Annotated in this window: 13 protein-coding genes and 2 tRNA genes; 1 reads left to right on the plus strand and 14 read right to left on the minus strand. The window is 70.4% G+C overall.

What is annotated here, in order from left to right; translation table 11 throughout:
* Positions 1-103: 103 nt before the first annotated feature.
* The 12 genes from CGL27_RS17775 to CGL27_RS50100 form a co-directional block, all read right to left on the minus strand.
* Positions 104-874, minus strand: a complete 771-nt coding sequence (locus tag CGL27_RS17775) for a hypothetical protein (RefSeq protein ID WP_119988334.1) — start codon at positions 872-874, stop codon at positions 104-106.
* Positions 875-1,034: 160 nt separating this feature from the next.
* A complete protein-coding gene (leuS, locus tag CGL27_RS17780) occupies positions 1,035-3,911 on the minus strand; it encodes a leucine--tRNA ligase (RefSeq protein ID WP_119988337.1) in 2,877 nt (958 codons plus the stop codon).
* 278 nt (positions 3,912-4,189) lie between these two features.
* A tRNA-Ala gene (locus tag CGL27_RS17785) sits at positions 4,190-4,262 on the minus strand.
* Between the two features lie 101 nt (positions 4,263-4,363).
* A complete protein-coding gene (locus CGL27_RS17790; RefSeq protein ID WP_044575402.1) occupies positions 4,364-4,597 on the minus strand; it encodes a hypothetical protein in 234 nt (77 codons plus the stop codon).
* 242 nt (positions 4,598-4,839) lie between these two features.
* Positions 4,840-5,034: a hypothetical protein gene (locus CGL27_RS17795; protein ID WP_119988340.1), complete on the minus strand. Its 195-nt coding sequence runs from the start codon at positions 5,032-5,034 to the stop codon at positions 4,840-4,842.
* Between the two features lie 446 nt (positions 5,035-5,480).
* Positions 5,481-5,553 (minus strand) — tRNA-Ala (locus tag CGL27_RS17800).
* 72 nt (positions 5,554-5,625) lie between these two features.
* Entirely contained in the window at positions 5,626-6,279 is a 654-nt protein-coding gene (locus CGL27_RS17805) for a histidine phosphatase family protein (RefSeq protein ID WP_078641395.1), read from the minus strand.
* Entirely contained in the window at positions 6,276-6,716 is a 441-nt protein-coding gene (rsfS, locus tag CGL27_RS17810) for a ribosome silencing factor (RefSeq protein WP_078641396.1), read from the minus strand. The genes CGL27_RS17805 and rsfS overlap by 4 nt, the downstream gene beginning before the upstream one ends.
* A 177-nt stretch (positions 6,717-6,893) precedes the next feature.
* Positions 6,894-8,738, minus strand: coding sequence for an LCP family protein (locus CGL27_RS17815; protein WP_119988343.1), 1,845 nt, complete (start codon positions 8,736-8,738; stop codon positions 6,894-6,896).
* A gap of 10 nt (positions 8,739-8,748) precedes the next feature.
* Positions 8,749-9,360 (minus strand): nicotinate-nucleotide adenylyltransferase, encoded by a 612-nt coding sequence (gene nadD / locus CGL27_RS17820; RefSeq protein WP_060944022.1) that lies wholly within the window; start codon positions 9,358-9,360, stop codon positions 8,749-8,751.
* A gap of 59 nt (positions 9,361-9,419) precedes the next feature.
* Positions 9,420-9,587: a hypothetical protein gene (locus tag CGL27_RS50095; RefSeq protein ID WP_162953016.1), complete on the minus strand. Its 168-nt coding sequence runs from the start codon at positions 9,585-9,587 to the stop codon at positions 9,420-9,422.
* A gap of 98 nt (positions 9,588-9,685) precedes the next feature.
* Positions 9,686-9,838, minus strand: coding sequence for a hypothetical protein (locus CGL27_RS50100; RefSeq protein WP_156107794.1), 153 nt, complete (start codon positions 9,836-9,838; stop codon positions 9,686-9,688).
* A gap of 105 nt (positions 9,839-9,943) precedes the next feature.
* Between CGL27_RS50100 and CGL27_RS17825 the strand changes: the two genes are divergently transcribed.
* Positions 9,944-11,194, plus strand: coding sequence for a M48 family metallopeptidase (locus CGL27_RS17825; RefSeq protein WP_119988346.1), 1,251 nt, complete (start codon positions 9,944-9,946; stop codon positions 11,192-11,194).
* Positions 11,195-11,241: 47 nt separating this feature from the next.
* Here the strand turns inward: CGL27_RS17825 and CGL27_RS17830 are convergent, their stop codons facing one another.
* A complete protein-coding gene (locus tag CGL27_RS17830; protein ID WP_119988349.1) occupies positions 11,242-12,324 on the minus strand; it encodes a hypothetical protein in 1,083 nt (360 codons plus the stop codon).
* Between the two features lie 116 nt (positions 12,325-12,440).
* The gene (locus tag CGL27_RS17835; protein WP_240450539.1) at positions 12,441-13,070 is read right to left on the minus strand and encodes a hypothetical protein; all 630 of its coding nucleotides are present in this window, start codon (positions 13,068-13,070) and stop codon (positions 12,441-12,443) included.
* Between the last annotated feature and the right edge of the window lie 48 nt (positions 13,071-13,118).

Consider the following 13,118-nt stretch of genomic DNA (forward strand, 5'->3'; position numbering starts at 1 on the left):
TTACCCATCATGCCCTGTTCAGACGTGGCTCAGATCCTGGTTCTCGGGCCGGGTTCCGGGGTCTCAGGCCGGGGGTGTGGGCTCCCGGGCCGGATGGTGGCACTCAGGCCGTGTTCTCGGGACGGCGGGACTGCTGCCAGGGCTTCTGCCACGCCTGAGGCTCCGTCTGGGGCCTCGCCCCGAGCGACGGCCGCGGCGGCTCCGGCTCCTGCCCCGCCTCGGGCCCCGATCGCGCCCCCGCCTCAGGCCGCGTCCCCGCCCCGGGCGCCGTCCGAGTTCCCGCCTCGGGCGCCGGCCACGACCCCGCATCCGTCCGCGGCTCCTCCGGCTCCACCGCCGTCCAGTGCCGCAGCGCCCCGGCCTCCATCTCGATCTCGCGGTTCAGCGAGTCCAGGTCGTCATGCGCGAACCGCTGCGTCCGGTCCCGCACCGCCCAGCGCAGCGAGTCGGCGGAGTGGGTGATCCGCTCCGTACGCTGCCGCAGGTCGGGCAGCAGGGCGGTGAGACGGGCCCTGTCGGGCTCCTGCTCCAGCCGCTTCAGATCCGCCTCCAGATCCTGCGCATGGGCGCTCAGCCGCTGGAACAGGACCAACGACTCCGACAGTGACTGGTCTTGCGGGGCGGCCGCCTGCAGCGCCTGGCTGGTGGCGCGCATCGAGCCGCGCAGGGAGAGCCGCAGCTGGGCGAGCTCACCGGCCGCGCCCGGCTGCGCGAGCTGCCGGGCCCGGAGTCTGGTGTCCTCCACCGTGCGACGGGCTTGATGCACGGTGCGGTCGATGCCGCGCTTCGCCGCCCTGACCGCGCGAACGGCCGCATAGACCCCCGCCAGCATGATCAGGACGAAAAGCAGCAACAGGATCCAGATGGCTTCCATGTGCGCTCCTTGGGGCGGCGGTCACGGCACGGTGGCGGTCGTCCTCTCAGCGTAAACGCGCCGGGCGGGCCAGAGGTTCCTGACGAACCCCCAACCCGCCCGCATGTGGCACTCCGCGGATGGGACGGCCCTTACAGCGCGGCCCCGTCCCCGCCCCGCATCACGCCGGAACGATGTTGACCAGCTTCGGCGCCCGCACGATGACCTTACGGATGCCCGCGCCGTTCAGCGCCGCCACGACCGCCGGGTCACCCAGCGCCAGCGCCTCCAGCTCCTCGTCCGAGACCGAGGGCGCGACCTCCAGTCGGGCCTTGACCTTGCCCTTGACCTGGACCACACAGGTGACGGTCTCGTCCACGACATACGCCGGGTCGGCGACGGGGAAGGGCTCGTGGACGACGGACGTGGAGTGGCCCAGCCTGCGCCACAGCTCCTCGGCGACATGCGGGGCCAGCGGCGAGATCAGCAGCACCAGGCCCTCGGCCACCGAGCGGGGCACCTCGCGCACCTTGGTGACGTGGTTGTTCAGCTCGGTGATCTTGGCGATGGCGGTGTTGAAGCGCAGGCCCTCCATGTCCTGCCGGACGCCGTCGATCGCCTTGTGCAGTGCGCGCAGCGTGGCCTCGTCGGGCTCGGTGTCGACGACGGTGACCTCTCCGGTGCCCTCGTCGACGACATTGCGCCACAGCCGCTGCAGCAGCCGGTACTGGCCGACCACGGCGCGGGTGTCCCAGGGCCGCGAGACGTCCAGCGGCCCCATGGCCATCTCGTACAGCCGCAGGGTGTCGGCCCCGTACTCGGCGCAGATCTCGTCCGGCGTGACGGCGTTCTTCAGGGACTTGCCCATCTTGCCCAGCAGCCGGGTGACCTGCTCGCCCTCGTACCAGTAGGCCCCGTCCCGCTCCTCGACCTCGGCGGCCGGGACGGCGATACCGCGGCTGTCCCGGTAGACGTACGCCTGGATCATGCCCTGGTTGTACAGCTTGTGGAACGGCTCGACCGAGGAGACATGCCCCAGGTCGAACAGCACCTTGGACCAGAACCGGGCGTACAGCAGATGCAGCACCGCGTGCTCGGCGCCGCCGACGTACAGGTCGACACCGCCGTGCGGCTGACCCTCGCGCGGCCCCATCCAGTAGCGCTCGGTCTCGGGGTCGACCAGCCGCTCGCTGTTGTGCGGGTCCAGGTAGCGCAGCTCGTACCAGCAGGATCCGGCCCAGTTGGGCATGGTGTTGGTCTCGCGGCGGAACGGCCGCGGCCCGCGCCCGTCGCCCAGGTCCAGCACCACGTTGACCCAGTCCTCGTTCCGGGACAGCGGGGTCTCCGGGGAGGTGTCGGAGTCGTCCGGGTCGAAGGTGCGCGGCGAGTAGTCCTCGACCTCGGGCAGCTTCAGGGGCAGCATCGACTCGGGCAGGGCGTGGGCCACACCCTCCTCGTCGTAGACGATCGGGAACGGCTCGCCCCAGTAGCGCTGCCGGCTGAACAGCCAGTCGCGCAGCCGGTAGTTGACGGTGCCCTCACCGATGGCGCGGGACTCCAGCCACTCGGTGATGCGCGCCTTGGCCTCGACGACGCCCAGCCCGTCCAGCGATACGGACTCCCCCGTCGAGTTGACGATCTTCGCGTCGTACGAGGCGAAGGCGTCGTCCCAGGTGGACGGGTCCGTGCCCCGATCGTCGGACGGCTCGACGACGCAGCGCATGGGCAGCTCGAAGGCGCGGGCGAAGGCGAAGTCGCGGCTGTCGTGCGCCGGAACGGCCATGATCGCGCCGGTGCCGTAGCCCATCAGGACGTAGTCGGCGATGAAGACCGGCACCTGCTCGCCGCTGACCGGGTTGACGGCATACGCACCGGTGAAGACGCCGGTCTTCTCCTTGACCTCGGCCTGCCGCTCGACGTCGGACTTGGCCGCGGCCTGCTTGCGGTAGGCGTCGACGGCCTGGGCCGGGGTGGCGTGCCCGCCGGTCCAGGCGTCGCGGGTGCCCTCGGGCCATGCGTCCGGGACGATCTCGTCCACCAGGCCGTGCTCGGGCGCCAGGACCATATAGGTGGCGCCGAACAGGGTGTCCTGGCGGGTGGTGAAGATCGTGATCTTGGCGTCGGCGTGGCCGGTCACCGGGAAGTCGACCCGGGCGCCCTCGCTGCGGCCGATCCAGTTGCGCTGCTGCAGCTTGATGGCCTCGGGCCAGTCCAGCTCGTCCAGATCGTCCAGCAGCCGGTCGGCGTAGGCGGTGATGCGCATGTTCCACTGGCGCAGCTTGGCCTTGAAGACCGGGAAGTTGCCGCGCTCGGAGCGGCCGTCCGCGGTGACCTCCTCGTTGGCCAGCACGGTGCCCAGGCCGGGGCACCAGTTGACGGGCGCGTCCGAGGCGTAGGCCAGCCGGTACTCGCCCAGGATGTCGGCGCGCTCGGACTCGGTCAGCTCGCCCCAGGGGCGGCCGTCGGGGGTCGGGCGCTCACCCGAGGCGAACTGCTGGACCAGGGTGTCGATGGGGCGCGCGGTCTTCGCCTCGGGGTCGTACCAGGAGTTGAAGATCTGCAGGAAGATCCACTGCGTCCACCGGTAGTAGTCCGGGTCGATCGTCGCGAAGGAGCGGCGCTGGTCGTGGCCCAGGCCCAGACGGCGCAGCTGCCGCCGCATGTTCTCGATATTGGCCTCGGTACTGACCCGCGGGTGGGTGCCGGTCTGCACCGCGTACTGCTCGGCGGGCAGGCCGAAGGCGTCGAAGCCCAGGGTGTGCAGGACGTTGTGGCCCGTCATGCGGTGGTACCGGGCGAACACATCGGTGGCGATGTAGCCCAGCGGATGGCCCACGTGCAGCCCCGCACCCGAGGGGTACGGGAACATGTCCATGACGAACTTCTTGGGCCGGGCGACGGCCTCGGCGTCGCCGGCCAGGTCGCCGCTCGGGTTGGGCGCCTCATACGTGCCGTGCGCGTCCCAGAAGTCCTGCCAGCGGGCTTCGACGTCGGCGGCCAAGGCGGCCGTGTAGCGGTGCGGCGCGGCCACCTCGGCCGCGGCATTGGTCTCGCTCATGGTCCTCAAAGCTCCATCGGTCGTCTCTGCCTGCGGCAACGCAGCGGATCCCTCACGCTTCCGAAACAAAAAGACCCCTCGCACAGGAGGGGACGCCGCGCTGATGCCGACCGGGGCTGTTCTCGGTCGGTGCTGGTCAGCGCGGCCCGCTAAGCAGAAGGCGTACGGCACGCATGGAGTCAGGTTACCGCAGGGCACTGACGGCCCGCACGGAGGTGAGCCCCGTCACGCACGACGAAAAGCGGGCCGTCCTTGCCGGACGGCCCGCCTCTTTGATGTGGAGCTAAGGAGAATTGAACTCCTGACCTCCTGCATGCCATGCAGGCGCTCTACCAACTGAGCTATAGCCCCAGGTCTCGCTCCGCCCGGTTTCCCTGGCGGCGACGCCTACATTACACGGACGCCCCGGCCTTCCGCCAAATCGATTACCCGGGGGCCGGAGCAGAGCCCCGTTACGCCGTCGCGAACGAATAGAAACGCTTCAGCGTGCAGTGATCGTCGAGGAGCCGACCATAGATCGGCTCCCCTTCGAGCTCGCGGTAGGTCTCGATGGGATCACCCCTGATGATCAGCGCCCGCGCGCACTCCGCACACCAATACTGGTAGTCGGAGTTGAGCGGCTCCATGTCGCGGACGATCGGTGTGCCGGTGCCGCACCAGTCGCACTTCCGGCTGTGGGCTCCCATCTCACTCAGCTCCAGCTATGGCCACAGGCCGTACACACGTAGGAAACACCACCGTTGTCACCGAGGACCTGGGCCACATGCGCGGAGCCGCAGGACGGGCACACGATGCCCGCTCGTGCCCTGCGGGACGGGTCCTCGATCGCATCGAGGATGCTGGTCCGCATCCCACCTGCCCTCCCCATCGGACGTGTCGGCCCCATCCCCCTCCGGCCGTCCGATTCTGCCACGGGACGACGCGCAGGTCAGCGGAGATTCCCCACTCGTCTCACCAGACTCATCAGTACTCCGCACAGCGCGGCCCCGGCCAAGGCGCCGCAGGTCACCCACAGTGCGTCCGCGGAGGTACCCGCACTGGGCACCGTACCGTCCGTCGCGCCCAGGAACACGGCCCCGAAGACCGCGACGCCGGTGAGCAGGCCGAGTTGAACCGCTGTCACCAGAACTCCCGTCGGCGTCCGCCGCGTCCTGCCGCCTTACGGTCGCCAACGTCCGCGTGAGCAGGGGACGGTAGGCGAACGAGAGCCCCGCGCCGGAGGCCGTAAGGGCGACGAGGAGCCAGGGGCCGCCGTCCGTTCCCTCGCGCAGCACCTAGGCCGGTCCCGGCGAACGAGGCTGCCGCCGGCAGGAATCCGCCCGGTACGGCCACGGACTGCCAGCGCCCGGGCAGCCGCTGCCAGTTGAGGCCCACGACGCCGAACGCGACCGCCGTGGGGGCGAACGAGAGGCCCGCCCGCAATGGGCTGTAGCCGAGCCCGCCCTGCACCTGCAGGGGTTTCGGCACGAGCCGCGGCCAAAGAGACGGTCCCGGCGGCGAGAGCCGCCGGAAGCGGCGCAGAAAGCAGCGATCCCGCCTCCCTGTGAGGGAGACGGGATCGTGGATCTGTGGAGCTAAGGAGAATTGAACTCCTGACCTCCTGCATGCCATGCAGGCGCTCTACCAACTGAGCTATAGCCCCGCTCTTCTCGGCGCCGAAGCGCTTCGAACGAGAAGGAGCATAGCCGGTGACCTGCCGGAAAAGGAAATCCGCTCAGTCGTCGTCGCCGAGCACCGGCTCGGGCAGCGATCCGGCGTTGTGCTCCAGCAGCCGCCAGCCCCGCGCGCCCTCGCCCAGAACGGACCAGCAGCAGTTGGACAGGCCGCCCAGCGCCTCCCAGGTCCGGGGCTCCAGACCGAGCAGCCGGCCGATGGTGGTGCGGATCGTGCCGCCGTGGCTGACCACCACGAGCGTGCCGTCGTCCGGCAGCTTGTCGGCGCTCTCCAGCACCACCGGCGCCGCCCGGTCGGCGACCTCGGTCTCCAGCTCACCGCCACCGCGCCGGACCGGCTCGCCGCGCTTCCACGCCGCGTACTGCTCGCCGAAGCTCTCGATGATCTCCTCGTGGGTCAGCCCCTGCCAGGCGCCCGCGTAGGTCTCCCGCAGCCCCGCGTCATGCGTGACCGAAAGCCCCGTGACGGCGGACAGCTCGGCGGCCGTGGCCGCCACCCGCTTCAGATCGGAGGCGATGATCGCGTCCGGCTTCAGGGCGGCCAGCAGCCGGGCCGCCCGCTGCGCCTGCGCGACACCGGTGTCGGTGAGCTCGATGTCCAGAGAGCCCTGGAAACGCCGCTCTATGTTCCAGGCGGTCTGGCCGTGGCGCCACAGGACGATGCGGCGGCCACGGCCGCCTTGCGTGCCGTTCAGCTCAGCTCACCACCCACGCCGCCGTCCGCGGCCTGCGCCTGTGCGTACTCCTGCCCCTTGCCGCGGGTGGCCTTGGCGTCGGCCGGGAGCTCCAGCTGCGGGCAGTCCTTCCAGAGCCGCTCCAGGGCGTAGAACACCCGCTCCTCGCTGTGCTGGACGTGCACCACGATGTCCACGTAGTCCAGCAGCACCCAGCGGGCCTCACGGTCGCCCTCGCGGCGCACCGGCTTGGCGCCCAGGTCCTTGGTCAGCCGCTCCTCGATCTCGTCGACGATCGACTTGACCTGGCGGTCGTTGGGGGCCGAGGCCAGCAGGAAGGCGTCGGTGATGGAAAGCACATCGCTGACGTCGTACGCGATGATGTCGTGCGCGAGCTTGTCGGCGGCCGCCTGGGCGGCGGCGTTGATGAGCTCGAGGGAGCGGTCCGTGGCGGTCACAGGCAAAGCTTTCGGTCGGTGGTACCTCGAAGGTCTGGCTTCCCCCAGGATCTCACGCCCCACCGGCACGCCGGGTGGCCGTTCCTCGGCCGCCCGGCGTGCCCGGGGAGAACGCCGGGAGTACCCCGGGGGAACGCCCGGGGCGCCCGGAGGAACGGGGCGCCCGAGCGGCACGGCTCAGCCCGTGGCGTCGTAGTCCGAGCCGAGGAGGACCGTGATGTCCGCGTTGGCCGCGCCCTTGCCCTTCCGCACCGCCGTCTCCGGCAGCCCGAGCGTCTTGGCGACCTCCTTGGCCTGGCCCGCCTGTGCGGCGTCCGCGTAGGTCACCCGCGAGGCCGACTGCGGCGTACCGCCGCCCTCGGTGGCCGTGACGACCGTAAAGCCGCCATTGACCAGCGCGACCCGCGCGGCACCCGACCCGTCCTTGGGGCCTCCGGCGTTGGTCACGCTGACCCGGGGCGCGGTGTTCTTGTCGGTGTTCTTGACCGTGCCGCCCAGGATGTCCTTGACCACATGGTCGGTCGCCTGGCTGCTGAGCGTCCCGTCCGACTGGACCGGCAGCATGGCGGTGTCGTACGCACCGCTCTTGGCCTGCCCGGCCAGCTTCGCCAGCGACGCGCCGAGCTGCTGCTCGGACAGCGACGGGTCGGGGATCTGGGCCAGCGACTCCACGGTGCTGGTGGCGCCCTTCGTATCGCTGGAGACCTTCTTCAGCGCCGCCTGCATGACCTGCCCGAACCGCGCGAGCTGCTTGGACTGTGCCTCACCGGGCCCGCGGTAAGTGGCGTACGCCACGGCCGCCTGGCCGCTCAGGATCTGGTCCTTGCCCTGCTTGACCAGGGGATCCTCGCCCTTCTGCGGGCTGGGAACGGTCGCGTCGGTGTCGAGGGTGATCCCGCCGACCAGCTCCACGAGGTTCTCCAGATACGGCGTGTCCAGCCGCCAGGTGCCCTGGATCTTCGAGCCCAGCAGGGTGCTCAGGGAATCCCGGGTGGAGTCGGAGCCCTCGTCGGTCACCGACTTGCCGAGCGTGGTGGAGGCGCCGTCCTCGGTGGAGACGGACAGCGAGTTCGGCAGCAGGACGGTGGTGCCCTTCTTGGTGGTCTCGTTGTCCACCAGCAGGGCCGTGGAGGTGCCGCCGCCCTTGGTCTCGCGCAGATGGACGACGATCACATCGCGCTTCTGCGGGCCGCCCGCAGCCGCCTGGTCCTCGGCGCTGTCGGACAGCCCCGGGAGCTTGCCCGCGTACCAGAGGTAGCCGACACCGCCCGCCGCGGCGATGACCAGGACCACGACGAGCGCGATGACGCGGTTGCGGCCCTTACGGCGGCGCTCGTCACGGCGCTCGGAACGGGTCTCGGCGAACTTCAGCCAGTCGATGACATCGTCGGATTCCTCGTCCTCCTCCTCGACGAAGGAGAACTGCTCGGTGTGGTACTCCTCCTCATCGGAATCCCCGGGGCCCCCGGGCCCCCCGGGCCGCTTCGGCTGCGCGGGACGGGGCCCCGCGGACCGGGGCTCCTCGGCCGGAGGCGCCTCGGGCCCGCCGCGCAACTGCTCCGGGCTCAGCTCCTCGTAGGGGTTGGGCTCGCGCTGCGGGGGGACGGCGGCAGGGGCGGCGGCCGGTGGGTAGCCGTCGTAACCGTAGCCCTGTTGCTGTTGCTGTTGCTGGTGCTGGTGGTACTGCTGCGGCTGCTGGTACCGCTGTTGTTGGTGCTGATGCTGCTGTTGCTCTTGCTGGGCGTACGGGTCGTAACTCTGCGTCTGGGTGTGCTGCTGCTGAGGCTGGTGGGACTGGTGATGCTGCGGCTGGGCGTAGGGGTCGTAGCCGTACCCGTCCTGCTGTTGTTGCTCCCCGTACTGTTGCTGCGGCTGTTGCTGGGCGTACGGGTCGTAACTCTGCTGCTGTGCCGCCTGCGGCTGGTAGACGGGACGCCCATAGGCGTCATAGCCGTAGATCTGCGGCTCCTGGCCATACGGGTCCTGTGCGTACGGGTCGTACGGATCCTGCCGGTCGTTCACCGGTACCCCTTCAGCAGTCGTGCCGGTACAGCTCGCGCTTGTCGATGTAGCGCACCACGCCGTCCGGCACCAGGTACCAGACGGGGTCGCCATGAGCGACCCGCGCCCGGCAGTCCGATGACGAGATCGCCAGTGCCGGAACCTCCACCAGCGACACCCCGCCCTCCGGCAGCCCCGGGTCGGCCAGTATGTGCCCCGGTCTGGTCACCCCGATGAAGTGGGCCAGCGAGAAGAGCTCTTCGGCGTCACGCCAGGTGAGGATCTGGGCGAGTGCGTCGGCCCCGGTGATGAAGAACAGATCCGCGTCACCGTTGAGCGCGCGTAGTTCCCGGAGCGTGTCGGTGGTGTAGGTGGGGCCGCCGCGGTCGATGTCGATACGGCTGACCGAGAATTGCGGATTCGACGCGGTCGCGATGACCGTCATCAGATAGCGGTCCTCGGCCGGGGAGACCTTCTTGTGGCTCTTCTGCCAGGGCTGACCGGTGGGCACGAACACCACCTCATCGAGGTGGAACTGCGAGGCCACCTCGCTCGCCGCGACCAGGTGACCGTGGTGGATCGGGTCGAACGTCCCGCCCATCACGCCTAGTCGCCGCTTGCCGGACCCTTTCTGCTCTTCCATGCGTGCAGACCCTACTGGGCCCGGCCCGGAGCCGGGGCCCATAGGGGCGATCGCCCAGCTCAGCGGTCCCGGTTGAAGCGCGTGGTGATCCACAGCAGCAGGAAGAGGATCACCAGGGCCGCACCGCCGGTCATGTAGGGGCTGATGGTCGGGTGGGTGTCGGTGTGCTCACCACCCTCGGCCGCGAGCGTGGTCAGGGCAGCATGTGCGGTGCTGATAGCGGTCATCGCAGGCAGTACCTATCCGGGTCTAGGCGACACAACACGTCGGCCACATCGTATGCGAGCCGGTTTTCGGTCCTGCTGTCCGTCCTGCCGGTATCCGCTCAGTCCTGCTTGTATCCGCGCAGCAGGAACCAGGCGAGCAGGGCGGCGCCCACCACGCCGACCACGATGACGATGCGCAGCAGCGCTCCCGGGCCGTCGTTGCTGTGGGAGGTGGCGGCGAGGGCTTCGGTGAGGCCAGTCATATCGGGCATGTCTCCACGCTAACCCTCGGACGCTCAGGGCCTAGGCTGGGGGCCGCCGGACGAGGGGCCCGGACCGGGCGCCCCGTCGAGCGGGCAATCGACCGAGGGGGCCAGATGAGCGACACTCATGAGACCGGCGGCGGAAGCGGGACGGGAGACGCCCGGGAGCATGTGCCCAGCCGGGAGCGGCGGCGGTTCCCCGGGATCTCCTCACGGGCGTACGAACATCCGGCGGACCGCTCGGCGCTGGTCGCGCTGCGCAAGCTGACCGGCTTCGACACGGTCTTCAAGGCGATGAGCGGTCTGCTGCCCGAGCGGAGTCTGCGGCTGCTCTACCTGTCCGATTCGGTGCGGGTCGGCGACCGGCAGTTCGCCCATCTCCACGACATGCTGCGGGACGCCTGCTACATCCTGGACCTGGAGCGGGTCCCGGCCATGTACGTCACCCAGAACCCGCAGCCGACCGCGATGTGCATCGGCATGGACGCGCCGATCATCGTGATCTCCACCGGTCTGGTCGAGCTGCTCGACGAGGAGGAGATGCGGGCGGTCATCGGCCATGAGGTGGGCCATGCGCTGTCGGGACACTCGGTCTACCGGACGATACTGCTGTTCCTCACCAGCCTCGCGATGAAGGTCGCCTGGATCCCCCTCGGCAATGTGGCGGTGCTGGCGCTGGTGACGGCGCTGCGGGAGTGGTTCCGCAAGTCGGAGCTGTCGGCGGACCGGGCGGGGCTGCTGGTCGGGCAGGATCTGCGGGCATCGATGCGCGGGCTGATGAAGCTCGCGGGCGGCCACCACCTCCATGAGATGAACGTGGACGCCTTCCTGGAGCAGGCGGAGGAGTACGAGTCGAGCGGCGATCTGCGGGACTCCGTCCTCAAGATCATGAACATGCTGCCGCGCAGCCATCCGTTCACCACCGTGCGCGCCGCCGAGCTCAAGAAGTGGGCCGCGACCCGCGACTACCAGCGGCTCATGGACGGCCACTACCCGCGTCGCGACGAGGACGGGGACGCCTCGGTCAGCGACTCGATCCGGGAATCCGCGACCCACTACGCGGAGTCGGTCCGCAACAGCAAGGATCCGCTGTTCGCCTTCGTCAGGGACGTGGCAGGCGGCGCCGGGGACCTGGGCAGCAAGCTGCGCGACCGGTTCACCGGCGGCGGGGGCAAGCAGGGTGGGGAGACCCCCGAGGAGGGCGCCACGCCCGGGGACGGGCCCCAGGACGGGACTGACGGGACTCAGGACCAGCGGCCCGGGGACGGGACTGACAGGGCTCAGGACCAGCGGCCCGGGGACGGACCGGGAGAGCGGCCGGGGAACGACGACGACGGGCCCGGAGACACCCCGCCACAGCGCTGAGACCGGCCGAGGCGGCCCCTGGAGGCCCTCAGGACTGCCCAAGGCGCTCAGGAAGGTCCGTTGAGGGCGGGCTGGGTTCCGGGGGCCAGGACGCCGCACAGCGAGACCGCGGTGCGGCCCGTGGTGTACGGGTCGGTGCCCGTGGGGGCGTCGCCCTTGGCGCTCTGTCCGGCGAGCATCGGCCGCAGATAGCCGGAGGCGTTCGCGGCACATGCCTGCGGGCCCGCCAGTGCGGTGCTCTGCACCAGTTCCAGATGGTGGTCGCGCAGATCGTTCCGGTCGAAGCGGAACCGCGCCTCCCGGCGCACGGTGAACAGCGAGGCATGGTCCGGTCCGCGATCATGGGCCCGCTGGACCGCGTAGACGAAGACGTGGTCGGCGGCGACCTCCAGCGTCGCGGGGCTGCGCTCGATGACCGTAAGGGTGCCGCGGACCCGCACCGGGGTGTCGGCCAGGGTCACCTCGGCCGGGTTGAAGCGGGTCAGCCAGCCGGTGGCCGCATGCCGTCCGTCGTCGACCGGATGGGCGAAGCTCCGGTCGAACTGGGTCTGCTGGGCCGGATCCAGCAACAGCCTTACGGCCTGCACCGGGCCGCCGGTGAGCACACCCGGGTCGATGGCGGACTTGACCAGATACTCCTTGGCGGTGGTGAGCGCCGTCATCACCTGGCTCTCGGAGAAGCTCTGGGTGCGGCGGGCGCCGGGCACCGTGACCCCTTCGGCGCCGGTGCGGAACTCGGCGGCCGGGCTGCTGCGGAACAGCCGGTCCGGCGGCCCTCCGGGCACCTCACCGCGCGGTGCGAGCGGCACCACGCTGCTGTGCAGCGGCTCCACGGTCTGCGGCTGCGGCGTCTGGTACGGGTGGCGCACTCCCATGTAGACGGCCGCGGCGAAGGCGATGGCGATCAGCAGGACCAGCGCGACGGCCTGGCGCGACGCCCCGGCCCTGGCCCAGGCGTGCCGGCTGCGCACCGCCCGCGCGTGCTCGCCCATGCGCTCCTGGGCGGAGAATTCCTGGAGCCGGGCAGCACGGACGAACGACTCGTCGAATACGACGGAGCGGTACTCGTCCTCACCACCTCCCGGGACGCCCTCGGGTGTCCCCTCGGGAGGGTCTCCACGCCCGGTCATATCTCAAGAGTAGGTCGCCAGGGGCGACGGTAAACGCGGTGATACTCCACAACTTGGGAGGCGAGTGAGGAGGAAACGCCCCATACGCCACGACGTGCTAGCGATGCGCGAGGTGGTCACCGCGACGGCGGTACGGCGGAGGCGGGCGACCCCTTGGACCCGGTCGGCTCCGGCGCGGCCGACTCCGACCCCGACGGCTCCAGGCGCGGCTGTCCGCTGGGCGAGCCGTCGACACCGCTGGTGGCGGGCGGTGGAGCGGGGTCCTGGCGATTGCCCGATGCGCCCCGGTAGACGGCCGTGAAGGCCAGGGCGACCACGCCGATGCCCATCAGGATGGCCAGCAGCCAGGCCACTGGGCGGTGCCAGCGGGCATGACCGCGGTAAGGACGCCCCGCGCTGCCGTAGCGCCCATAGGGGCCATAGGCGTCGTCCGCGTCCCGTCCGGGGCCGAAGCGCCCGTCGGCGTCGTCCACGCCGTAGAACTCGGCCTCCTGGCCGTAGCCGTCCTCGAAGAGCTCGTCCTCGGGAGGCACACCGGCCCTGCGGCGCCGGGACGCCTCGGCCTCGGCACGGGCCTCGGCGGCGGCCAGCATCCGCTCGATGGCGGTGGGCTCATGGATCGGGGCCGACCGCACGAAGTCCTCGTCGAAGACCACGGCGGCGAACTCGTCGTTCGTCTCGCCGTGGCTGCGCTCGTCGGGCTCGTCGCCGTCCGGGAACGGCTTGCCCCCCACGTCGTCCGGCACCCATTCAGAGTAGACCGGACGGGTCATTTTGGGCAGGGTGAAATGGTA

It is taken from the genome of Streptomyces sp. 11-1-2 (genome assembly GCF_003595545.1).
Lineage (GTDB): Bacteria > Actinomycetota > Actinomycetes > Streptomycetales > Streptomycetaceae > Streptomyces > Streptomyces hygroscopicus_B.